This window comes from Herbiconiux dendrobii (assembly GCF_052048175.1).
In the GTDB taxonomy this organism is placed as follows: domain Bacteria; phylum Actinomycetota; class Actinomycetes; order Actinomycetales; family Microbacteriaceae; genus Herbiconiux.
Window position 1 is genome coordinate 200,663 of sequence record NZ_JBLZQV010000001.1, and the last position, 22,073, is coordinate 222,735.

Here is a 22,073-nt window from a genome sequence, read left to right on the forward strand (position 1 = left end):
CGTGGCATCCGCCGGAACAGGAATCACGCCGGCCCCCGCGCCCGCCCGCCGCTCCGCCCCCACGGGTTCGCCCTTCGCGTGGCAGCTCAAAGACATCATGCTCGTCGTGGTGCTCGGCGCCGTCTTCGGCTTCCTCTACTGGGCGCTCGTGCAGGGCTGGATCGCCCTCTCGGTGGCCACCGGCCCCTTCGGCGACCTCACGCAGCACGTGCTGCTGGGCGGCTGGCTGCTCGTGGCGCCGATCGCGATCGCCATCATCCGCCGCCCCTTCGCCGGCATCGTGGCCGAGATCATCGCCTCGGTCATCGAGGTGGTGTTCCTCGGCTCGGCCGTGGGGCCGCTGCTGTTCGTGGCCGCCGGCATCCAGGGCCTCGGCAGCGAGCTGCCGTTCGCGCTCACCCGGTATCGGCGCTACGGATGGCTCGTCTACGCGCTCTCCGGCCTGTGCGGCGCCGGGCTGGTGTTCTTCTACTCGGCCTTCCGTTCGGGCTGGTACGGCACCGACCTGCTGCTCGTGCGGCTCGCCATCCAGCTGGTGTCGGGCGTGGTGCTCGGCGGACTGCTCGCCAAAGTGGTGGTGGATGCGCTCGCCCGCACCGGCGTGGTGGACGGCTTCGCGATCGGCCGGGCCCGCTTTGGCGCCTGAACCCGCGGTCGACGCGGCATCCGGAACCGTATCGGCGGGGGCCGACCGCGCCGCCGCCCGGCTCGCGGGGGTGACGGTGCACGCGCCCGGTCGCGCCGATCCGCTGATCGCCGAGGTGTCGCTGACGCTCGGCTCGGGCGAACGGATGCTCGTGGTCGGGCCCTCGGGGTCGGGCAAGTCGAGCCTGCTGCAGGTGCTCACCGGGGTCATCCCGTTCTCGCAGAACCTCGAGCTGACGGGGGAGGTGCACCTGGACGGTGTCGACGTATCGGACCAGCCCGTGGTGCAGCGCTCGCGGTGGCTGGGCGTGGTGGCGCAGGATCCCTCGGCCGCCGTGTGCCTCGCCCGGGTCGACGAGGAGGTGGCGCTGCCGCTGGAGAACCACGGCGTGGCTCCGGGGCAGATCTCGAGGCGGATCGACGAAGCCCTCGCCCGGGCCGACGCCGGCGCGCTGCGCGAGCGGGCCACCGGGAGCCTCTCGGGCGGCGAGGTGCAACGGGTCGCGTTGGCCGCCGCGCTCGCGGCCCGTGCGGCGGTGCTGCTGCTGGACGAGCCTACCTCGATGCTCGATCCCGCCGGCGTGCGCGCGGTGCGGCGGGCGGTCGACGCACTCGTCGAGGGGCGCACGGCCGTGCTGCTGGTGGAGCACCGCCTCGACGAGATCGCCGGCGCCGACGGGGCTCGGGGGCTCCCGGAACGCACCGTGGCCCTGGATGCGCAGGGCCGCGTGCTCGCCTCCGGCCCGACCGAGCAGGTGCTGTGCGAGCACGCGGGCACCCTGCACGACGGCGGATGCTGGCTGCCGCTCGAATCGGAGCTGCTCGCGATCACCGGCCACCCGGGCGGTCTCGGTTCGCCGGACGTGCGGGCCTGGCTGCGCGAGCAATCGCTGGCGGTGCCGGATGCCGCGGTCGCGGATCCACTCGTGTCTGAGTCGGCAACGGTGGCGGCGCCGGGTGGAGGTGCGGCCGATCCACTCCCGTCGGTGTCGGGAACGGTGGCGAGTGCCGGTGCGGCCGATCCGCTGGTGTCCCCGACGGTGCCGGGTGCCGGGGTCGCCGATCCCCTCGTGCTCGAATCGGCATCCGGCGCCCCGCACGGCGATGGCCGGAGTGATGCTGCGGCGAGGGACGGGTGTGGGGATCGCGCCGGAGGGCCTCACGGGGGCCCGAATCGGGTAGAGGTGCTGCTTTCGGCTCGGGCGCTAGTGGTGGGGCGGCCGGTGGTAGGCGCTCGGGCCTCCCGCCGGTTCGGCGGGCGGCGTCGTGCGGCCGTCGTCGAGCCGGTGCTGAGCGGCGTCGACCTCGAGCTGCGCGCCGGCGAGGTGGTGGCGCTGCTCGGTGCGAACGGTTCGGGCAAGAGCTCTCTGCTGCTGACGCTGGCCGGGTTGCTGCCGGCCGGCGGGGGTTCGGTCGCCGGAACGCGGCCGAGCATGGTGTTCCAGAACCCCGAGCTGCAGTTCCTGGCCTATCGCGTGCGCGACGAGATCGCGGTCGGGCTCGTGGGCGACCCGCGCCGGATCGCCGAGATCGTCGACCGGCAGCTGCGCCGGCACCGGCTCGAGCACGTAGCCGACCTTGAGCCGCATCGGCTCTCCGGTGGGGAGAAGCGTCGGCTGAGTCTCGCGGCGATGCTCGCGCACGACGACCGCCCGGTGCTGCTGGCCGACGAACCCGCGTTCGGGCTCGACCGGCGCGACACCGTGGCCACCGCCGCGGTGTTCCATCGTGAGGCCGCGGCGGGGCGGGCGGTGCTGTTCTCCAGCCACGACCTGCGCTTCGTGGCCGCGGTCGCCGACCGCGTGATCGTGCTCGCCGACGGAGCGGTCGTCGCCGACGGCCCGACCCTCGCGGTGCTCCGGGACGCGGCCGTCCTGCGGCGTGCGGGTCTCGAGCTGCCCCCGCTGGTCGCGTGGCTGCTGGCCGAAGCCGTCGCCGAAGCCGCCGCCGCCGCCGAAGCCGAAGCCGAAGCCGCAGCCGACTCCAACGCCGGGGCCGACGCCGCCGACGCCGACGCCGAGTCCGATGCCGAAGCCGGCGCCGATCCCCGGGGCGCCGTGCGCGTACTCCGCCTGCTCTACGCGGCCGGTTCGACGTCCCCGGCGGTCATCGCAGCCGACAACCCGGGCGCCCGCACCCCGTGCCATCCTGAGGCCGCTCGCGATCATCACCCGAGCGCACCGACTGCGCGCCCGCCCGAATCCACCCCCTTCCCACCCTGCACGGAGGCCCTCCGATGACGCTCGCTGCCGCACCGGTCCCCGACTCCGCCCTGGCCAGGCGCAACCCCACAGTGAAGCTCGCCGTGCTCTTCGTGGTGTCGGTCGCCCTGCTGTTCGTGCTCGACCCGGTGACCCCCGCGGTGATCTACCTGCTCGGCCTCGCCGGTGTGCTGGCGGCGGTGAGGCTGCCCGGGCGCACCGTGCTCCGGGCCCAGCTGCCGTTCCTGGCGTTCGCGCTCGGTGTCTTCTCGGTCAACGTGCTGAGCCGGCCGGGCACGGTGCTCTGGCAGGAAGGCCCGCTGCGCGTGACGGTCGAAGGCCTCACCGTCGGAGCCGCGCTCGCCGCCCGCACCCTCGCCATCGGCATCCTGGCCATCGGCTTCGTGCTCACCACCGACAGCCTGCGCCTGATGACCAGCCTGCACCAGAACGCGCGCCTCCCGGCCCGCCCGAGCTACGCGCTGATGGCGGGCTACCGGCTGCTGCAGCAGCTGCCGGGGGAGTGGTCGGCCATCCGTGCGGCCCAGGCCGTGCGCGCACCGCTGCGCAGCGACGGCAGCGTGCGCGCGGGCCCGAGCGCCTTCGGCCGGGCGGCCTTCGCCCTGCTCGTGCTCGCCATCCGTCGAGGCGAACGGATGGCGCAGTCCCTCGAATCCCGAGGGCTCGGCCTCGCCCCCCGCACCGTCTGGCGTCCGGTGCGCCTGCGCCCCGCAGACCTCGTGTTCGCCGTCGCCGTGCTGGGCGTGCTGGGCGCCGTGCTCGGCGTGGCCGGGATGCTGGGCCTGCTCGCCGGCCCGGGAGCGCTGTTCTGATGCGCCGCGCCCACCTCGTGGCCCTGGTCAACCCGCCCACCAGCCAGTACGCCGCCAACTGGAGCACCCCGCTCAGCCGGTCCGACTGGCTGCGCGGCGCGTTCTACGACGACCTCGGCCGCCTGCTGGAACGCGGATGCTTCGACATGGTGTTCCTGGCCGACGCCCTCGCCGTGCCCGAAGACGCCTACTGCGAGATCGCCACCACCCTCCGCACTGACATCCACGGTCTGACTGCGGTAGCATCGTGGTATGACCGCGAAGCTGAGCGTGAGCCTGTCCGAGAGCGATCTCGAGTACATCGACGAGCTCGCGAGTGCCCGCTCGGGCAACCGCTCCGCGGCCATCCACGACCTCGTGCGCATCGCCCGGGAGCGGGCCGCGGTGCGCGACTATGCGCTTGCCAACGACGAGTGGATCGCCTCCGGCGACTCCCGCGCCTGGGAGGCGGCGGAGATCGACGGTCTCGGCGCGTGAGGCGCGGGCACGTGGTCGCCGTGCGGCTCGATCCGGCCGAGCCGGGAGAGTCGTCGAAGACGCGGCCGTGTCTCATCGTGAGCAACGACGGCGCCAACGAGGCGGCGACGCTGATGGGCCGCGGATCCATCACCATCGTGCCGCTCACGACGAACGTCGCGAACGCCCGCGGCGAGTTCCAGGTGCTCGTCTCCGACGGCGAGGCGCTCGAGCAGATGGGCCTGTCGAGCGTGTCGAAGATCCAGGCCGAGCAGGTGCGCACCGTTCCGGTCGAACGGCTCGCCGGCATCCGCGGTGCCGCGCCGGGGTGGGTCATGCAGCAGGTCGATCACGCGCTGCGGTTCCATCTCTCGCTCTGACCGCGTGCAGCCGCCCGCACCGAGCTCTCGCTCTGACCGCGTGCAGCCGCCCGCACCGAGCTCTCGCTCTGAGCGTGTGCAGCCGCCCGCGCCGAGCCTCGCCACCGGCGGCGCGTCCGGGCGATAATCGAGCGTGCTCTCCTGGTTCGGATCCGCCATCCCCACGACACTCTTCATCATCCTCGAGGTGATGCTGCTGGTGCTCGCGCTGGTGATCGCGCCGATCCGGCGGCGGCCCTCCTCGGCGCTCGCGTGGATCGTGGTGATCGTGGCGCTTCCCCTGATCGGCCTGCTGCTGTTCGCCGTGATCGGCTCGCCGCGGCTGCCGAAGCACCGGCGTGACCAGCAGCGCACCATGAACGAGCGCATCGTCGCCACCACGGTCTCGGTCGACCACGTCGAGCTCGGGCCGGACACCCCGCCCTGGCTGCCGGCGATCGCCCGCCTCAATCGCGAGACCGGGGCGATGCCTCTGGTCGACGGCAACACCGCGACACTGCTGCCGCACTTCGAGGAGCAGCTTGCCGCTCTCGTCGCCGCCGTCGAGAACGCCCGCTCGTTCGTGCAGGTCGAGTTCTACATCCTCTCGCTCGACGACACGACGAGGCCCTTCTTCGACGCCCTGGGCCGCGCGATCGCCCGGGGCGTGGAGGTGAAGGTGCTCCTGGATCACCTCGGCTCCCGCGGCTACCCCGGCTTCGCCCCCGCCAAGGCCGAGCTCGACCGCATCGGCGCCGACTGGCGGCTGATGCTGCCCGTGCTGCCTCTCAAGGGCCTCTACCAGCGACCGGATCTGCGCAACCACCGCAAGCTCGTGGTGGTCGACGGCGAGGTCGCCTTCGTCGGCTCGCTCAACCTGATCGACCCGAGCTACGACCGGGCGGGCAACAAGCGCCGCGGCCTGCAGTGGCGCGACCTGCTGGTGGAGGTACGCGGGCCGGTGGTGCAGGAGGTGAAGGGCATCTTCACCACCGACTGGTTCAGCGAGACCGGCGAGGTGCCCGATTCGGGAGGGCTGGATGCGGTCGCCGACGACGGCGACCCCGGCACGGTGCTCGCGCAGATCGTGCCGAGCGGCCCCGCGTTCGAGTTCGAGAACAACCTGGCCCTGTTCAACTCACTGCTCTACGCCGCCGAGCACCGCGTCTCGATCACCAGTCCCTACTTCGTTCCCGACGAGTCGCTGCTGGACGCCATCCTCACCGCCGCCCGCCGGGGTGTGGCGGTCGAGCTGTTCGTGGGCGCGATCGGCGACCAGTTCTTCGTCTTCCACGCGCAGCACTCCTACTATCGCGACCTGCTCGAGGCCGGGGTGCGCATCCACTGCTACGACGCGCCCACCATCCTGCACGCCAAGCACCTCTCGATCGACGACCAGGTGGCGGTGGTGGGCTCGTCGAACATGGACATCCGCTCGTTCCAGCTCGACCTCGAGGTGATGATGCTCGTCTGCGGCCGCTCGTTCACCGACGCCCTGCGCGCCGTGGAGGACGAGTACCGCGCGAACTCCACCGAGCTCACCCTCGAGGCGTGGGACGGCCGCGGCCGTCTGCACGCCTTCATCGACAACTTCACCCGGCTCACCTCCGCCGTGCAGTAGGCGCGCCGCCCGACCGCCCGCCCGCCCACCCGCCTCAGGCGATCGTGCGGCGACACACCTCGTCCCACGGCGTGGGCGGCATCCCGAAGTGCTCGCGGGTGGCGGTGTCGTCGAGCACGTAGGGCCGGGTCCACTGGTACGAGAGCTCGCCGAGCTCGCGCAGCATCGGCGCGACGAGTGCGCCCATCCTCAAGGCCGGCACCGGGATGCGGCTGACCGGCACGGGCGGCAGACCACCCGCGGCGAGCACGTCGCCGAGTGCCTCGCGCTGCGAGCGCGGCGGGTTGGAGGGCACATGCCAGAGGCGGCCGTGCGCGGAGGGGTCCTCGGCTGCGGCCACCAGCAGGCGTGCCACGTCGAGCACGTCGGTGAAGGTGTGCGGCATGTCGGGGTCGCCCATCACCCAGGCCCGCTTGCCTTGACGGGCGGTCGGCAGCTGCCGGGTGATGTGGCCGTTGGCGCCCACGCCCGGGCCGACGTAGTCGGAGCCGCGCACCTCGACGGCCCGCAGCTCGCCCGCCTCGTGGGCGGCCTTCGCCTCCGCCCACATCCGGGCCCGCAGCACGCCCTTGTGGTCGGTCGCGGCATCCGGAAGCCCCTCGTGCATCGGCCGGTCGACGGGGCCGTAGGGATAGAGGTTGCCCGTGATGGCGTAGACCGCACCCGAGCGACGGGCGGTCTCCAGCAGCGAGGCCGCGAGCGGCGGCCAGGTGGCGTCCCACTTCGTGTAATCGCCCGGGTTCGCGCAGTTGTAGAGCACGTCGGCTCCGGATGCCAGAGCCGTGAGTGCGGCCGCATCGGTGGCATCCACCCGCGCGCTGGTGACGCCGGCGAGGCCGAGGTCGGTTCCGGATCGGGTGGCCACGACCACCTCCGACCCGCGCTCGGCGAGCAGCGTTGCGACGTGGCGGCCGACGGGGCCGGCTCCGACGATGATGTGGCGATCGGTCATGGTGTCCTCCTTTGGGAGAGCAGTGCTCTCGTTTCTACGATGACAGGCGCCCGGGGTAAAAGCAAGAGCACTGCTCTCGTTTGTTGCGCCTGCTCTCAAAACGCGCCAGGCTGGACGGATGCAGCATCCGAACCCCGAGCGCGCGACCGCCGCGGGCGCGGCCGCGGGCGCGACCCCCGCGCGAGCACAGACCGCCCGCGAACGCGCTCGCGACCAGATCACCGCCGAGATCGTGGCGGCGGCACGCATCCGGCTCGCCGAATCCGGCCTGGGCGACCTCTCGCTGAGGGCGGTCGCCCGCGATGTCGGCATGGTCTCCTCGGCCGTCTACCGCTACTTCGCCAGCCGTGACGAGCTGCTCACCGCGCTGCTGGTGCTCGCCTACGACGAGCTGGGATCGCAGGTGGAGCAGGCCGATGCGGCCGTGACCGACCGCGCCGACGTGAGCGCACGCTGGATGGTGGCGCTGCGCGCGATCCGCGCCTGGGCGCTCGCGCATCCCGGTGACTACGCGCTGCTCTACGGCTCGCCCGTGCCGGGCTACGCGGCTCCCCAGGTGACCATCGTGCCGGCCACACGGGTCATCGTCGTCATCCTGCGCATCGTCACCGAGGCCTATGCGGCGGGGCGGATCGTGACTCCCCCCGGGACGGCCGACGCTGCGGTGGCCGCGGCCGAGGCGACCTCCGTGGCCGGCGCGATCGCCTTCGTGCGCGAACGGGGGCTCGTGGGTGAGGAGGTGCCCACCGAGCTGGTCATCCGTACCCTCATGGCCTGGACCACCGTCTTCGGCACGGTCTCCTTCGAGCTCTTCGGCCACCTCGTCGGCTCGGTCACCGACCTCGACGCCTACTTCGACACGGTGGCCGGCCGCCTCGCCGCCGACCTCGGGTTAGGCCGGTAGACGCGTTGCCGGATCGTGATCCGGCGGGCGCGGCGGGACTGGGATACTGACCCCATGAGATTCACGAAGATCCTCGTGGCCGCCGTCGTAGTCGCCGCCGCGGCCACGGGACTGAGCGCCTGCAGCTCGTCCTCGACGAACGACACCCCCAGCACGCCGATCGGCGGCGACGTGATCACGCCCGTCTCGATGAGCGCGAACGACCTGCAGGGCGCGAGCGTCGACCTGATCGTCGGTCAGGTGCTCAACATCGACACCGGAGACCTCGCCACCGACAGCTACACGGGCGAGGTGGCCGATACCGAGGTCGCCGAGTTCGTGCAGGGGCAGACCGGCGGATCCGCCGAGCTGAACCCGGGGGTGCAGGCTCTCGCGGTGGGCACCACGACGGTCACCATGATCAACGAGCAGGGTGGCATCCAGCCGCTCGAGTTCACCGTGGTGGTCTCGGAGAAATAGCCGCGAGGCGCAGGCCGGTGGCCGTCGGCGGATGCGCCGGCGCCGGCTACACCAGCCCGTGCCGGCGGAAGGCGTTCCACACCCCGTCGTCCAGCACGGCGGTGGTCACCTCGTCGGCGTGCGCCTTGATCTCGTCGGTGGCGTTGCCCATCGCGATGCCGACCCCGCACACCTGCAGCATCTCGACGTCGTTGCTGCTGTCGCCGATGCCGATCGAGGCCGACACCGGGATCTCCAGACGTTCGAGCAGCTGCAGGATGGTCGACCCTTTGTTCACGCCACCGAGCGACACCTCGCCGCTGCTGCTTCCGAGGTGCGGGATGGTGGCCGTGATCACGTGGAAGTCCTCGCCCAGACCGTCGCGCACCCGCTCGAACGCGGTGTGGTCGGCGCCGAGGAACACGGCCTTCGCGATGCCCGAGAAGTCGATCGGCCGCACGGCGGAGAACGCCTCCACCGCCGGATGCGCGTTCAGCGCCGCGAGCGACTCGGCGTCGGGCGGGCCGCCGGTCACGCGCTGCACGTCGTCCAGCAGGTACTCGATGAAGCGGTCGCGCACCCCGGCCGAGGGGAACACCTCGGTGTACGACTGCAGGTAGAAGTCGATGCCGGCCTGCTCGAAGAACCGCGCCATCCGCTCGGCCGTCGCGGGCGGCATCGTGCGCGAGATCACCAGCTCGTCGCCGATGGTCGCGAAGCCGCCGCCGGCGCTGATGGTGCCGTCGAAGCCGATGTCGCGGATGACCGGGTAGATCTCCACCGCCGCCCGCCCGGTGCACACGTACACGAGGTGTCCGTTGCTCCGGGCGGTGCGGATGGCGTCGATGGTGGAGGGGGCGATCCGCTCGCCCGAGTCGATCAGGGTGCCGTCGACGTCGAGGAAGGCGATCCGGGAGGTGCTCATAGGCCTTCGACCCTATCGGGTGAGACCCGCCCCGTTCGTCGCGATCACGTCCTGGTACCAGCCGGACGACTTCTTCTCGAAGCGGTCGACGGCGGTAGCGTGTGGGCATGAGTGCGGGCGGCGACGTGGGATGGCGGGAGGTCGCCGCGGGGGTGTTCCAGCGGCGGTACGAACCGGTCGACGTGTCGGTGGTCGCGATCGTGGGGCCGGAAGGCGTGGTGATCGTCGACACGCGGAACAACCCGCGCGAGGGCGAGGGGATCCTGCGCGATTCCGAGGTGTTCGGGGTGCCGGTCGTGGCCGCCGTGAACACCCACGCGCACTACGACCACAGCTTCGGCAACCAGGCGTTCGCGGCGCGCGGCATCCCGATCCACGGGCACGCCGGCATCGCGGAGCACTACGAGCGGTTCGAGGGTCCTCGACTGGCGGCCGTGCAGGCCGACCCGTCCCGGGAGCCCGACAAGGACTGGGGCGAGGTGCGCCTCACCCCGCCCGACGTACCGGTCGGCGCCGTGTCGCGCATCGCCCCGGGTGGGCGTGCGATCGAGCTGATCCCCCTGCCTCCGGGCCACACCGACACCGACCTCGCGGTGCGGGTTCCGGATGCCGCGGTGTGGCTGCTCGGCGACGTGATCGAGCAGTCGGGGGCGCCGATGTTCGGCTCGGGGTCGTATCCACTGCGCTGGGGAGCGGCTCTGCGGGGGCTGGGTGAGCGGATCGGGCCGGACGACGTGATCGTGCCGGGCCACGGCGAGGTGGTCGACCGTGCGTTCGTGCTCGAGCAGGCACGGTTGCTCGAGGAAATCGCGGCGATGGTACGGCGGGCGGGCGTGGCTGGCACGCCCGTCGACGACGTGCTGCCGCCCGATGAGCTCGCGGCCTACTGGCCCGACTGGATGCTGCGCTCGGCGCTGCGGGCTGTGCTCTCCCCGCTCGGGGGCGGTTCAGATCTGCAGAAATAACGGCGACCGAGGGCATATAGGGCCCCGGTCGTCGTTATTTCTGCATTTTCGAACCGAGGCGGCCGGCGAACCGCATCACGGCGGCGCGCTCAGTCCTTCTTCGGCTTGAGCTTGTTCAGGGACTCGGGCTTGTGCACGGCCTCGCGGCCGGACTTCTCGCTCTTCACCAGGAACTGCGGGTCGTCGGGGTCGGCCCGCACGGTGCGCCCGGCGGCCTCGGTGTCGGACGTGATCTTCTTCTCGACGGAGCCCGAGGTGGTGGTGCCGTGCGTGGACCAGGAGACCCGGTCGCCTTTGGAGAGTTCGTCGGTCATGCGGTTCACGGTACGCCCGCTGCCCGCGAACGGCGAGGCCCGCGGGAGCGCGGCCGAGCGAGAAGGGGCGGGGGTGCGCGGCGGGGCGGGAGTGCGAGACTGAGGGAATGAGCGCGCTCGACGACATCCGGCTCGCGGTGGCACAGCATCCGTCGAACGCCTGGGCGATCGAGGCAGGCTACGCGCCGCTGTTCGTGGCCTCCGAGAACTCGCGCATCCTGCTCGTCAGCCAGGCGCCGGGCCGCCGTGCGCAGGACTCCGGCATCCCGTTCGACGACCCGAGCGGCGTGCGGCTGCGCTCCTGGCTGGGCATGACGGATGCCGAGTTCTACGACCCCGGGAACCTCGCCATCGTGCCGATGGACTTCTACTACCCGGGCAAGGCGGCCAGCGGCGACGTGCCGCCGCGTGCGGGCTTCGCGGCGCAGTGGCATCCGCCCATCCTGGAGCAGCTCACCGATGTGCGGCTCACGATCCTCGTCGGCGCCTACGCTCAGAGGCACTACCTCGGCCGCCGACGCGCTCCCTCGCTGACCGAGACCGTGCGGGCGGCTGCGACCTACGAACCGTTCTTCCCGATCGTTCACCCCTCGCCGCTCACCCAGGGCTGGCGCCTGCGCAACCCGTGGTTCGAGTCCGACACCGTCCCGCTCCTGCGGGCCCGCGTGCGCGAGGCGCTCGCCGCATCCTGACAAGACCGCCCGTTCCGGACGGAGGGGATCAGTCGAGGGCGCGGCGGAGCGTGTCCACGATCTGCGCCCGGGATGCGGTGCCCTCGCGGGTGGGCAGCAGCGGGAACACGTGCACCTGGCCGGCGCCCTCGCGGAAGTCGAGTTCGACGCCGGCGGCGGACGCCTTCTCGGCGAGCAGGTGCGCATCCGGATTCAGCACGTCGCGCGTGCCCGTGTAGAGCGAGACCGGGCCGAGGCCCAGCAGTTCGCCTTCGAGCGGGCTCACCACGGGGTTTAGCAGGTCGAGCTCGCCGCGCCACAGTGCGGCCAGCACCTTCCCGCCGGGGACGGCGAGCCACGGATCGGTCGGCTGCACCACGGGGATGCGCGGGTTGCTCCAACTCAGGTCGAGTGCGGGCGAGATGAGCACCGTGCGCGGCAGCACGATGCCGTGCCGGTCGCGCAGCAGCTGGGCCGCGGAGAGGGCGATCTGGCCGCCGGCCGAGTCGCCGGCGAGAGCGGTGGGCCCGTGGCGCTCGAGGTTCCGGCGCACCAGAGCGACCACTCCCTCGGCGGCCTGCGAGGCCGTGCCGAAGGGTACCAGCGGGTAGATCGGCAGCGTCACGGTCGTGTTCGCCTCGGCGGCGATCTGCGCCGCGAGCGCCCAGTGCTGCGACACGATCTCGTTCACCCAGCCGCCGCCGTGCACGTACACGACGCTGCCGCGCGGGGTGCCTCGCCGCGGCGTCACCGTGTAGACGGGCCACTCCTCGTGCGCCACATCCACCCGCACGTCGGGCCGCAGGCGGGCGGGTGGCCCGTAGGGCGCCGGCCGCAGTTCGCGCTCGCGCACCCGCCGCCTCGCCCCCTCGGCGGTGACGAACACCCGGTTCGCCCGCATCAGGCGCAGGAGCGGTGGGATGAGGGTGCTCAGAACCGTGACCATCCCCCCATCCTCCGCCCCGATCCTGACCCTCGCCTCCGATTGCCCGATCGACGGATCGGCCGGCCGAGCGGATGCGCGGCGGGCGGCGTACGGTGGCCCGCATGAGCGACCTCGATGCAGCCGGACAGTTCACCTTCGACGACCCCGTGAAGCGGTACGGCCGGGTCGAACCGCCCGTGCAGCACCAGCCCGAGCCGGCCGTGCAGCACCGGATGACGCCGGTTCCCGACCTCGGCGAGACCAGCTACCGCGGCCTCGGCCGCCTCGAGGGCCGCAAGGCGCTCATCACGGGCGGCGACTCGGGCATCGGCGGGGCGGTGGCCATCGCGTTCGCCCGCGAGGGCGCCGACGTCGCCATCTCCTACCTGCCCGACGAGGAGGAGGACGCCCGGCACATCGTCGAGCTGATCGAGGCGGCCGGCCGGCGCGCGATCTCCCTGCCGGGCGACATCACCGACCCGGAGCACTGCCGCGCCCTGGTGACGGATGCCGTGGCCGGCCTCGGCGGGCTCGACATCCTGGTCAACAACGCGGGCAAGCAGATCGCGGTCGACCGCCTCGAAGACCTCTCCGACGAGCAGTTCGAGCAGACCTTCCGCACCAACGTGTTCGCGAACTTCTGGATCACCAAGGCCGCCGTTCCCCACCTCGGCCCGGGCTCCACGATCATCAACACGGCCTCGCTGGAGGCCTACAAGCCCGCACCCGACCGTCTCGACTACGCCGCCACGAAGGCGGCCATCAACAACCTCTCGAAGGGCCTGGCCCAGCAGCTGGCGCCACGCGGCATCCGCGTGAACGTGGTCGCCCCCGGCCCCACCTGGACGGCGCTGCAGGTCTCCGGCGGCGTCTCCGACGAGCAGATGGAGGCCTTCGACGACGAGAGCACCTTCGAGCGCGCCGGCCAGCCCGCCGAGCTCGCGCCCGCCTACGTGTTCCTCGCCTCACCCGAGTCCAGCTACGTCTCGGGCGAGACGCTCAACGTGAACGGCGCGATGCCGACACCGTAGGCGATGCCGGCACCGTAGGGTGAGCCGGCGCGGGCATCCGAGGAGCCCGCGCCGGCAGCATCCTCAGGGCTGCAGCACCACCTTGATGCAGCCGTCCTCCTTGTTCTTGAACAGCTCGTACATCTCCGGCGCCTCCTCGAGCGACACCCGGTGCGTCACGAGGTCGTCGATGCCCAGCGGATCGGCCGGGTCTTCCACCAGCGGCAGGATCTCGTCGCGCCACCGGTGCACGTTGCACTGCCCCATCTTGAGCGTGATCTGCTTGTCGAACATCGACATGAACGGCATCGGATCGGCGGCACCCGCGTAGACCCCGCTGAGCGAGACCGTGCCCCCTCGGCGCACGGCGTCCAGCGCGAGCAGCAGAGCGGAGAGCCGGTCGACGCCGGCGGTGGTGGCCACCTTCTTGGCCAGCGGATCGGGCAGCAGTCCCGCGGCGGCCTGCATGAAGGCCGCGCCGGGGTTGCCGTGCGCCTCCATGCCCACGGCATCGATCACCGAGTGCGGGCCGCGCCCGTCGGTCAGCTCCCGCAGCTTCTCGGCCACGTCGTCGGTGAGGTCGAGGGTCTCGATGCCGTGCCGTTCGGCCATCGCGCGCCGCTCGGGCACCGGGTCGACCGCGATCACGCGGTGCCCGAGGTGAACGCCGATGCGGGCGGCGAACTGGCCCACGGGACCGAGGCCGATCACGGCCAGCACACCGTCGTCGGGCAGTTCGGCGTACTGCACGCCCTGCCAGGCGGTCGGCAGGATGTCGGAGAGGAACAGGTAGCGCTCATCCGGCAGCTCGGTGCCGACCTTCAGGGCGTTGAAGTCGGCGAACGGAACCCGCAGTTTCTCCGCCTGGCCGCCGGGTACCGATCCGTAGAGCTCGGTGTAGCCGTAGAGCGAGGCGCCGGTGCCTGAGGCCCGGTTCTGCGTGGTCTCGCACTGCGTGGTGAGCCCCTGCTCGCACATGTGGCAGTAGCCGCAGGCGATCACGAAGGGGATGACGACCCGGTCGCCCACGGCGAGCTTCTCGACCGCGGATCCCACCTGCTCGACGATGCCCATCGGCTCGTGCCCCAGCACGTCGTCCTTGTCGAGGAAGGGGCCGAGCACGTCGTAGAGGTGCAGGTCCGATCCGCAGATCGCGGTGGAGGTGACGCGGATGACCACATCGGTCGGATCGTGGATCACCGGATCCGGAACATCGATGACGGTGACCTTCTTGGTGCCTTGCCAGGTGAGAGCTCTCATGCTCTCGGCCTACTCCGGGGAGGACGCTCAGGCAACGGGGTCGCCATACCGGCCGGACGGGGCGTACGCTCCACGGCATGAGCGACCCCCGAGATGACAGCAACCCGACCGACGACGTGGAGATGCTGGGAGGCACCGGGCCCGACCCGGCGCAGTCGGCGAGCAAGGATCCCGAGGACTGGGTGACCGGCGACGAGCCGATGACCGGCCCTCAGAAGAGCTACCTCGACACCCTCCTGCGCGAGGCCGGCGAGGAGCTTCCGGCCAACCTCACCAAGGCAGAGGCCTCGGAGCACATCGACCGCCTGCAGAAGGCGACCGGCCGCGGCCAGTAATCAGGTCGAAGTAGGCGGCAGACAACGACGACCGGTGGCCTAGACGGCCCCGGTCGTCGTTGTTCGCAGCCTTGTGACCGCCACCTCGTGGCGGACGCGCTACTTGGCGAGGAACTCCAGCACGGCCTTGTTCCACTCCGCGGCGTGGCTCACGTTCACACCGTGGGGTGCGCCCTTCACCACGTACAGCTCGGAGCCCGGGATGGCGGCGTGCGTGCGCGCTCCCGAGCCCTCGAAGGGCACGGTCGCGTCGCTGTCGCCGTGGATGACGAGCGTCGGAACGGTGACCGCCGGCAGGTCGTCGCGGAAGTCGGTGTTCGCGAACGACGCCATCGCCTCGAGCGCGGCCAGCTTGGAGGCCTGCTCGGCCAGGGCCAGCGCCTCCTGGCGCTGCTCCTCGGTGACCGCGAGTTCTCCGTCGACCGAGAAGAACTGGGTCGTGAAGTCGTCGAAGAAGGCGTCCTTGTTCGCCGTCAGCGCGGCCGTCATCTTCGCCGCTTCGCCGGCCGAGAGCGGGCCGTCGGGGTTGCCCGGCGTGTGCAGCAGGTACGGCGGCACGGCCGAGGCGAAGACGACGCTGTGCAGCCGTCCCACCCCGTGCCGCGAGGCGTAGCGGGCGACCTCGCCGCCGCCCATCGAGAAGCCCACGAGGGTGACGTCGTTCAGGTCGAGCGCGGCGAGCACGGCCTCGAGGTCGTCGGAGAGGGTGTCGTAGCCGTATCCGGTGAGCGGCTTGTCGCTGCGGCCGAAGCCGCGGCGGTCGTAGGTGACGACGCGGTAGCCGGCCTCGACGAACGCCGGCACCTGCTCCTTCCAGGACTCGCCCGAGAGCGGCCAGCCGTGGATGAGGACGACGGTGCGTCCGGATCCGCCGGTGTCGTCGACGTGCAGGTTCGTGTCGCCCAGGATGCCGTGGTGCGCGGTGATCTCAGTCATGGGTAGTGCCCTTCTGCGCCGCCTTCGCGGTGCTCACGGATCATTCGGACCCGCCCGCGACTTCGGTTCGGGTTGATCGCCGGGGCTTGCCAGACGGGTGGGTGCTGGACTATGACGCCGGCTTCGGCGGCGCCCCCAGGTGACGGGAGAGCCCCGCGGCCGCCTCGGCCACCAGCGCTCCGACCTGGTCGAGATGCCGCCCGATGCGGGTCTTGGGCGCGCTCAGGTTGATGGCGGCCACGATCCGGCCACGGAAGTCGTAGACCGGCGCGGAGGCCCCCACCACCCCCATCTCGAACTCCTCGTCGACGGTGGCGAAACCCCGGGCGCGGATGCGATGCACCTCGTCGAGCAGGCTGGCATAGTCGACGATCAGAGGGCGCCCCTCGGCGGAGGGCGCGAGCCCTCCCGCATCCTGCAGCACCGGGGAGACCGGCCCCACCACGGTGCGGTCGTGGCCGTGCACCTCGTACCAGCCCTCGAGGTCGGCGTCGTCCCAGTCGCTCACCAGCACCCGCCCGGCCGAGGTGCGCCAAGCCGCCACGCTCACGCCCTCCCAGGCGATGCCGCGGAAGGCGTATTCGCTCAGCTGACTGCTGAGTGTGAGCACGTTGTCGCCACGCAGCACGCACAGGTGCGCGGTCTCGTGTGTGGCGGTGACGACACGCCGAAGGAAGGGCGCCGACTCGCGCACGAGACGGGATTCGAGCGTGCGCGCAGCGAGCGCGTAGAGCTGGTACCCGAGCCGGTAGCTCAATGTCTGCGGGTCGCGCGCCACCAGTCCGGCATCGGCCAGGGTGGCGAGGGTGCGCGAGACCTGGCCCTTGTCGCGGTCGACGAGCTCGGCCAGCCGCACGACGCCGAGACCGCCGTTCTGCTCCGACTCGGGGGAGCCGAGCAGCTCGAGGATCTCGAGATCGCGCTTCAGCCCGGCCGAGTTGCGGCGGGGCGGGGGAGAAGAAGCCATGCCCCGAGGCTAGTCACCGGTTGCCATATGCGCAACCGGTGTTGCGTAAAAGATAACCCCACGCTTAGAGTCCCCCTGTCACCGCAGTCGACGAACCCGCTGCGAACCCGACTCAAAGACGAGCAAGGAGCACCCCCGTGACCGGATTCGATCCCGCCGATCTGCTGGCCTTCTGGGCCAAGCGGTACGACGACATCCTCACGCTCGCGGTCGGTCACGTCGTGGTCGTCCTCCTCGCCCTGCTGTTCGCCACGATCGTCGGCGTCGGCGTGGGGCTGCTCGTCTGGAACCGCCCCATCGGCCGCAGCCTCGCCGTCACGAGCGCCGCGGTCATCCTCACCATCCCGTCGCTGGCCCTGCTGGCCGCGATGATCCCGCTGTTCGGCCTGGGCTGGACGCCCACCCTGATCGGCCTCACGCTCTACTCGCTGCTGCCGATCATCCGGAACACCGTCGTCGGCCTGCGCGAGGTGCCCCCCGCGATCATGGAGAGCGCCAAGGGGATGGGGATGAGCCCCGGTCGAGTGATGCTCAGCATCCAGCTGCCGATCGCCTGGCCGGTGATCCTCACCGGCGTGCGGGTCGCCGCCCAGCTCACCATCGGCATCGCCGCCATCGGCGCCTACGTCGGCGGCCCGGGCCTCGGCCAGATGATCTTCCAGGGCCTCAGCTCGCTCGGTTCCAAGAACGCCCTCAACTACGCCCTCACCGGCACCGTCTGCGTCGTCATCCTGGCCCTGCTGGTCGACGCCCTGTTCAACCTCGTCACCACGACCACCACCTCGAAAGGACTGCGTGCCTGACATGACCGCACCCGATGGCTCCGCACCCGCTTCCCCCGCCGGCGACCGCCCCTTCGGCGCCCAGCCGCGCACCGCCAGCATCGCCACGACGACCGGCATCACGACCGTGAAGAACACCAGCGGCGCGCACATCGAGCTGCGGGACGTGACCAAGATCTACCCCGGCCAGGAGGCCGCCGCCGTCGAGGGGTTCTCGATGGACGTGAAGCCGGGGGAGCTGATCATGTTCGTCGGGCCGTCCGGCTGCGGCAAGACCACCACGATGAAGATGATCAACCGCATCATCGAGCCGAGCTCGGGGTCGATCCGAATCGACGACCGGGAGGTGCTGAGCCTCGACCCGAACGAGCTGCGCCGGCACATCGGCTACGTGATCCAGCAGATCGGCCTCTTCCCGCACATGACCATCGCCGAGAACATCGCGGTGGTGCCGAAGCTCCTGGGCTGGTCGAAAAGCCGCATCGCCGACCGCATCGACGAGCTGCTCTCGATCGTGCAGCTCGATCCCGCCGTGTTCGCCAAGCGCTACCCCAAGCAGCTCTCCGGCGGTCAGCAGCAGCGTGTGGGCGTGGCCAGGGCGCTCGCGGCCGACCCGCCCGTGATGCTGATGGACGAGCCGTTCGGCGCCACCGACCCGATCACCCGCGAGAAGCTGCAGCAGGAGTTCCTGCGCCTGCAGGAGACCATCGGCAAGACGATCATCTTCGTCACCCACGACTTCGACGAGGCGGTGCGGCTCGGCGACCGGATCGCGGTGCTGAGCGAGAAGTCGAAGATCGAGCAGTTCGACACCCCGGCGAACATCCTGAGCAGTCCGGCCAACGCTTACGTCTCCTCCTTCATCGGGCACGGCGCCGCGCTGAAGCGGCTCGCCCTCATCCCCGTCACCGAGGCGGCGCTCGGGGCGGCCTCGGCGGCATCCGGACCCGTCACGGTCCTGGCCGCCGAGACGCTCCGCGACGCCCTCGACGCGCTGGTGCTGAGCGGGACGCCGGCCATCGGGGTGACGGATGCCGACGGCCGGGTCGTCGCCTCGATCGGCATGGAGCAGATCTCGGCCGTGCTCGGAGCCGATGCGGGGGCCGTGCGATGAGCTTCCAGACGGTGCTCGATCGCGAGCAGGCCGTGGCCGAGGAGGAGCGCCCACGCACCCGCGTGCGGTTCTGGAACCTGCGGCGCATCGCCACCCCCATCGCCATCGTGGTGGTGCTCACCCTGCTCTTCCTCTGGATCCAGAGCATCGAGATCGACTCGATCATGGCGCGCACCCTGAACGCGGAGTACGTCTTCCTGCGCACCAAGGAGCACCTGCAGCTGGCCATCGGCGCCTCGTTCTTCGTGGCGGTGCTGGCGATCCCGATCGGCATCGTCGCCAGCCGCACCCGTTCGCGAGCGCTGCGGGGCGTCATCCTGGGCCTGGCGAACATCGGCCAGGCGACGCCGGCCATCGGGTTCATCATCCTGCTCGCCATCATCTGGCAGATCGGATTCGCCACCGCGCTGATCGCGATCGTCGCGTACTCCTTCCTCCCCGTGCTGCGGAACACGATGATCGGGCTCGCTCAGGTGGATCCGAACGTCACCGAGGCGGCCCGCGGCATGGGCATGACCCCGGGCCAGGTGCTGCGCAGGATCGAACTGCCGCTCGCGGTGCCCGTCATCCTGGCCGGACTGCGCACCGCGCTCGTCTTCGCGGTGGGCGTGGCCACGGTTGCCACGTTCATCAATGCCGGCGGCCTGGGCGACATGATCGTCAACGGTCTGAAGCTGCAGCGCTTCCCTGTGCTCATCACCGGCGCGGTGATCGTCTCCTGCATCGCTCTGGCCATCGACTGGCTGGCCGGTATCGCCGAAGACCTGCTGCGCCCCAAGGGCGTCTGATCTCGGCCCCCCTCCTCATCCCTCTCCGACCCTTCCACCACCCACTCAGCAGAAAGAACGCACAACCATGAACAAAAGACTCGGCCTCACCCTGCTCGGCGTCGTCGCCGCCGGCACCCTCGCGCTCACCGGATGCTCGGGAGGCGGCAGCGGCGCCGCCGCCGGATCCCAGGGCGACGAGCTGAAGGGCCTCAGCGGCGAGATCGGCGCGAAGGACTTCTCCGAGCAGTACATCCTGGCCCACATCACCAGCCAGCTGCTGAACGCGCACGGCGCCGACACCGAGGCCAACACCTCCGTGGTCGGTTCGGCCAACGTGCGCGCGGCGCTGGAGAGCGACCAGTTCCTCGGCTACTGGGAGTACACCGGCACCTCGTGGATCACCTACAACGGCAACACCACCCCGGTGAAGGGCGAAGAGGCCCAGTTCGAGGCCACCAAGGAGGCGGATGCCGCGAACGGCATCGCCTGGCTCGACCCGGCCCCGCTGAACAACACCTACGCCTTCGCCATCCTCTCCGACAAGGCGAAGGAGCTCGGCGTGAAGACCCTCAGCGACGTGGCGAAGCTGCCGGTGGAGGATCAGACGTTCTGCATCGAGAGCGAGTTCTCCACCCGCGACGACGGCTGGCCGGGCCTGAAGGCCGCGTACGGCATCGAGGTGCCCGACTCCAACGTGTCCCTGCTGGACACCGGCGTCATCTACAGCACCACCGCCAAGGGCGACACCTGCAACTTCGGCGAAGTGTTCGCCACCGACGGCCGCATCACCTCGCTCGGCCTCACCGTGATGGAGGACGACAAGCAGTTCTTCCCCGTCTACCAGGGCGCCTTCACGCTCAAGCAGAGCACGCTGGACGAGTACCCGGCCATCGCCGATGTGATCGGCGAGGTGTCGCCGCTGCTCACCACCGAGGAGATGCAGAAGCTCAACGCGAAGGCCGATGTCGACGGCGACGACCCGGCCGACATCGCCGAGGAGTGGCTGACCGAGCAGGGACTGATCTGAATGGTCGAGGCCGTCCAGCTCGGTGAGAGCTTCGTGGGCGCGGGGGTGAACGCCGCGCACGTCAACACCGTCTTCGGGCACCGGGACGGGCCGGTGGGCACCGCCTGGGCCACCGCCCTCGCCACACCCAGCGCCGGCCACGTGCCGTTCGTCGCCGTGCTGCGCCCCTCCCTCCCGGTGAAGCCGCTCACGCTCTTCGTCACCAAGGCCGCACCGGCCGGCGACGAGCACGGGTTGCTGATCTGGGGCCCGGCGCAGGCCGGCATCGCGGCCGGTGTGGCCGACGCGCTCGCCGACGGCATCATCACGCCGGAGCAGGCCGACTCGCACGCGATCATCGCCGCGGTGTGGGTGAATCCGGACGCCGACGACGCCGAGACCGTGTACGCCAACAACCGGCTGTCGGTGCGCACGGCCCTGGAGAACGGATCGCGCGACCTGCCCTCCGCCGCCGAGGTCGTCTCCGCCCGGCACTCCCCGTCCAACCCCTTCTTCACTCCGAAGTCCTCCACTCCGAAAGCCTGACTCATGAAGATCACCGCCATCCGGATCACCCGGCTGAACCTGCCGCTGGATCCGCCCTTCCGCGCGGCCTGGGATCCGGATCCCCGCACCTCCTTCGACGCCACCCTCGTAGAGGTGGAGACTGACGAGGGCGTGACGGGCGTCGGCTCGGGCGACACGATGGACGGCTTCGCCGCCTACGAGCACCTGTTCCTCGGCACCGATCCGCTGCAGATGCTCAACCAGGTGCGCCGGATCGAGACCATCAACTTCCACGGCGGCCGCTACTGGCCGCTGGAGGCGGCGCTCTGGGACATCGTGGGCAAGGTGGCGGGGCTTCCGGTGAGCGTGCTCTTCGGCAACGCCCGCGACCGGCTGCCGGCCTACGCCTCCTCGGGAGAGTTGAAGTCGCCCGAGGCGAGGGCGGAGTCGGCACTCGCCGCGCGGGAGCTGGGCTTCAAGGCCATGAAGATCCGCATCGCCCGCAACCGCCTGGCAGAGGGCGTCGCCGCCGTGCGGGCCACCCGGGAGGCGGTGGGCCCGGACTTCGCCCTGATGGTCGACCTGAACCAGATGTGGCGGATGTCGGGCGACATCGAAGCCGCCCTCCCGCTGGCCGCCGTGCACCGGGTCGCCGCCGAGCTCGCCGAACTCGACGTGCTGTGGCTCGAGGAGCCGCTGCCGCAGGTCGACGTGGCCGGTGCCCAGCGGGTGCGCGCCCAGACCGGCATCCAGATCGCGGGCGGCGAGATGGTGCGCTCGCTGCCGGAGATGATGGCCCTGATCGAGGGCGACGCCTTCGACATCTACCAGCCCGACGTCGCGCTCGCCGTCGGCATGTACCGCGCCCGCCAGGTGGCCGAGTCGGCGAACCTGCGGCACCGCAGCTTCACGCCGCACACCTGGAGCAACGGACTGGGCCTCCTGGCCAACCTGCACGTGGCGGCGGGGGTGGATGCGGGGCCGTTCCTGGAGTTCCCGTTCGACCCGCCCGGCTGGACCCCCGAGCGCCGCGACTTCTTCATGGAGCCCCTGATGATCGACGAGCACGGCGATCTGCGGGTTCCGGATGCGCCCGGTCTCGGCGTGGTGATCGACCGCGCGGCGGTCGCCCGCTACACGGTCTGACCGACACCTCTCCCGCCCTGTTCCTCTACCC

The 22,073-nt window shown here is 71.1% G+C and carries 25 protein-coding genes; 18 read left to right on the forward strand and 7 right to left on the reverse strand.

All coding sequences use genetic code 11. The features are described 5' to 3' along the window. The first annotated feature begins 1 nt into the window (after position 1). The 6 genes from ACN4JJ_RS00925 (at position 2) to cls (ending at position 6,115) form a co-directional block, all read left to right on the forward strand. Positions 2-646, forward strand: a complete 645-nt coding sequence (locus tag ACN4JJ_RS00925; RefSeq protein WP_440708027.1) for an ECF transporter S component — start codon at positions 2-4, stop codon at positions 644-646. Continuing rightward, positions 636-2,885 carry an ATP-binding cassette domain-containing protein gene (locus tag ACN4JJ_RS00930; protein ID WP_440708028.1) on the forward strand — a complete coding sequence of 750 codons (2,250 nt, stop codon included), beginning with the start codon at positions 636-638 and terminating at the stop codon, positions 2,883-2,885. The genes ACN4JJ_RS00925 and ACN4JJ_RS00930 overlap by 11 nt, the downstream gene beginning before the upstream one ends. Further along, positions 2,882-3,679 (forward strand): energy-coupling factor transporter transmembrane component T family protein, encoded by a 798-nt coding sequence (locus ACN4JJ_RS00935; RefSeq protein WP_440708029.1) that lies wholly within the window; start codon positions 2,882-2,884, stop codon positions 3,677-3,679. Before ACN4JJ_RS00930 ends, ACN4JJ_RS00935 begins: the two co-directional genes overlap by 4 nt. A 252-nt stretch (positions 3,680-3,931) precedes the next feature. Next, a complete protein-coding gene (locus tag ACN4JJ_RS00940) occupies positions 3,932-4,156 on the forward strand; it encodes a ribbon-helix-helix domain-containing protein (RefSeq protein ID WP_440708030.1) in 225 nt (74 codons plus the stop codon). Further along, complete coding sequence (locus tag ACN4JJ_RS00945; RefSeq protein ID WP_440708031.1) at positions 4,153-4,515, forward strand: type II toxin-antitoxin system PemK/MazF family toxin; 363 nt, start codon at positions 4,153-4,155, stop codon at positions 4,513-4,515. Before ACN4JJ_RS00940 ends, ACN4JJ_RS00945 begins: the two co-directional genes overlap by 4 nt. A 133-nt stretch (positions 4,516-4,648) precedes the next feature. Then, a complete protein-coding gene (gene cls, locus ACN4JJ_RS00950; RefSeq protein ID WP_440708032.1) occupies positions 4,649-6,115 on the forward strand; it encodes a cardiolipin synthase in 1,467 nt (488 codons plus the stop codon). 34 nt (positions 6,116-6,149) lie between these two features. On the opposite strand, the gene ACN4JJ_RS00955 is transcribed toward cls, so the two are convergent. Further along, entirely contained in the window at positions 6,150-7,067 is a 918-nt protein-coding gene (locus ACN4JJ_RS00955) for an NAD-dependent epimerase/dehydratase family protein (RefSeq protein ID WP_440708033.1), read from the reverse strand. Between the two features lie 118 nt (positions 7,068-7,185). On the opposite strand from ACN4JJ_RS00955, the gene ACN4JJ_RS00960 reads away from it, so the two are divergent. Beyond that, entirely contained in the window at positions 7,186-7,971 is a 786-nt protein-coding gene (locus tag ACN4JJ_RS00960; RefSeq protein ID WP_440708034.1) for a TetR/AcrR family transcriptional regulator, read from the forward strand. 54 nt (positions 7,972-8,025) lie between these two features. Next, the gene (locus tag ACN4JJ_RS00965) at positions 8,026-8,430 is read left to right on the forward strand and encodes a hypothetical protein (RefSeq protein ID WP_440708035.1); all 405 of its coding nucleotides are present in this window, start codon (positions 8,026-8,028) and stop codon (positions 8,428-8,430) included. 46 nt (positions 8,431-8,476) lie between these two features. Here the strand turns inward: ACN4JJ_RS00965 and ACN4JJ_RS00970 are convergent, their stop codons facing one another. Further along, positions 8,477-9,334 (reverse strand): Cof-type HAD-IIB family hydrolase, encoded by an 858-nt coding sequence (locus ACN4JJ_RS00970; RefSeq protein WP_440708036.1) that lies wholly within the window; start codon positions 9,332-9,334, stop codon positions 8,477-8,479. Between the two features lie 107 nt (positions 9,335-9,441). On the opposite strand from ACN4JJ_RS00970, the gene ACN4JJ_RS00975 reads away from it, so the two are divergent. Next, positions 9,442-10,299 (forward strand): MBL fold metallo-hydrolase, encoded by an 858-nt coding sequence (locus tag ACN4JJ_RS00975; RefSeq protein ID WP_440708037.1) that lies wholly within the window; start codon positions 9,442-9,444, stop codon positions 10,297-10,299. 89 nt (positions 10,300-10,388) lie between these two features. Here the strand turns inward: ACN4JJ_RS00975 and ACN4JJ_RS00980 are convergent, their stop codons facing one another. Continuing rightward, the gene (locus tag ACN4JJ_RS00980) at positions 10,389-10,613 is read right to left on the reverse strand and encodes a hypervirulence associated TUDOR domain-containing protein (RefSeq protein ID WP_440708038.1); all 225 of its coding nucleotides are present in this window, start codon (positions 10,611-10,613) and stop codon (positions 10,389-10,391) included. 107 nt (positions 10,614-10,720) lie between these two features. Here ACN4JJ_RS00980 and ACN4JJ_RS00985 point away from each other — a divergent pair, with 107 nt between their 5' ends. Next, positions 10,721-11,305, forward strand: coding sequence for a uracil-DNA glycosylase family protein (locus ACN4JJ_RS00985; RefSeq protein WP_440708039.1), 585 nt, complete (start codon positions 10,721-10,723; stop codon positions 11,303-11,305). Positions 11,306-11,333: 28 nt separating this feature from the next. Here ACN4JJ_RS00985 and ACN4JJ_RS00990 read toward each other — a convergent pair whose 3' ends face one another. Continuing rightward, complete coding sequence (locus ACN4JJ_RS00990; RefSeq protein WP_440708040.1) at positions 11,334-12,230, reverse strand: alpha/beta hydrolase fold domain-containing protein; 897 nt, start codon at positions 12,228-12,230, stop codon at positions 11,334-11,336. A 101-nt stretch (positions 12,231-12,331) separates the two neighbouring features. Between ACN4JJ_RS00990 and ACN4JJ_RS00995 the strand changes: the two genes are divergently transcribed. Beyond that, positions 12,332-13,240, forward strand: a complete 909-nt coding sequence (locus ACN4JJ_RS00995) for an SDR family oxidoreductase (RefSeq protein WP_440708041.1) — start codon at positions 12,332-12,334, stop codon at positions 13,238-13,240. A gap of 63 nt (positions 13,241-13,303) precedes the next feature. Here ACN4JJ_RS00995 and ACN4JJ_RS01000 read toward each other — a convergent pair whose 3' ends face one another. Next, positions 13,304-14,479: a zinc-dependent alcohol dehydrogenase gene (locus tag ACN4JJ_RS01000; RefSeq protein ID WP_440708042.1), complete on the reverse strand. Its 1,176-nt coding sequence runs from the start codon at positions 14,477-14,479 to the stop codon at positions 13,304-13,306. A gap of 77 nt (positions 14,480-14,556) precedes the next feature. On the opposite strand from ACN4JJ_RS01000, the gene ACN4JJ_RS01005 reads away from it, so the two are divergent. Then, positions 14,557-14,814 carry a DUF3072 domain-containing protein gene (locus tag ACN4JJ_RS01005; protein ID WP_440708043.1) on the forward strand — a complete coding sequence of 86 codons (258 nt, stop codon included), beginning with the start codon at positions 14,557-14,559 and terminating at the stop codon, positions 14,812-14,814. A 99-nt stretch (positions 14,815-14,913) separates the two neighbouring features. Here ACN4JJ_RS01005 and ACN4JJ_RS01010 read toward each other — a convergent pair whose 3' ends face one another. Beyond that, entirely contained in the window at positions 14,914-15,750 is an 837-nt protein-coding gene (locus ACN4JJ_RS01010; RefSeq protein ID WP_440708044.1) for an alpha/beta fold hydrolase, read from the reverse strand. 109 nt (positions 15,751-15,859) lie between these two features. After that, positions 15,860-16,717, reverse strand: a complete 858-nt coding sequence (locus ACN4JJ_RS01015) for an IclR family transcriptional regulator (protein ID WP_440708045.1) — start codon at positions 16,715-16,717, stop codon at positions 15,860-15,862. 137 nt (positions 16,718-16,854) lie between these two features. Between ACN4JJ_RS01015 and ACN4JJ_RS01020 the strand changes: the two genes are divergently transcribed. From ACN4JJ_RS01020 to ACN4JJ_RS01045, 6 genes are all read left to right on the forward strand, one after another. Continuing rightward, entirely contained in the window at positions 16,855-17,520 is a 666-nt protein-coding gene (locus tag ACN4JJ_RS01020) for an ABC transporter permease (protein WP_440708046.1), read from the forward strand. Position 17,521: 1 nt separating this feature from the next. Next, complete coding sequence (locus tag ACN4JJ_RS01025) at positions 17,522-18,613, forward strand: ABC transporter ATP-binding protein (RefSeq protein ID WP_440708047.1); 1,092 nt, start codon at positions 17,522-17,524, stop codon at positions 18,611-18,613. Continuing rightward, on the forward strand, positions 18,610-19,401 hold the full coding sequence (locus ACN4JJ_RS01030) for an ABC transporter permease (protein WP_440708048.1): 792 nt from the start codon (positions 18,610-18,612) through the stop codon (positions 19,399-19,401). Before ACN4JJ_RS01025 ends, ACN4JJ_RS01030 begins: the two co-directional genes overlap by 4 nt. 67 nt (positions 19,402-19,468) lie before the next feature. After that, positions 19,469-20,410, forward strand: coding sequence for a glycine betaine ABC transporter substrate-binding protein (locus ACN4JJ_RS01035; protein WP_440708049.1), 942 nt, complete (start codon positions 19,469-19,471; stop codon positions 20,408-20,410). Next, the gene (gene fae / locus ACN4JJ_RS01040) at positions 20,411-20,935 is read left to right on the forward strand and encodes a formaldehyde-activating enzyme (RefSeq protein WP_440708050.1); all 525 of its coding nucleotides are present in this window, start codon (positions 20,411-20,413) and stop codon (positions 20,933-20,935) included. A 3-nt stretch (positions 20,936-20,938) separates the two neighbouring features. Continuing rightward, positions 20,939-22,042, forward strand: coding sequence for a mandelate racemase/muconate lactonizing enzyme family protein (locus ACN4JJ_RS01045; RefSeq protein ID WP_440708051.1), 1,104 nt, complete (start codon positions 20,939-20,941; stop codon positions 22,040-22,042). Positions 22,043-22,073: the final 31 nt, after the last annotated feature.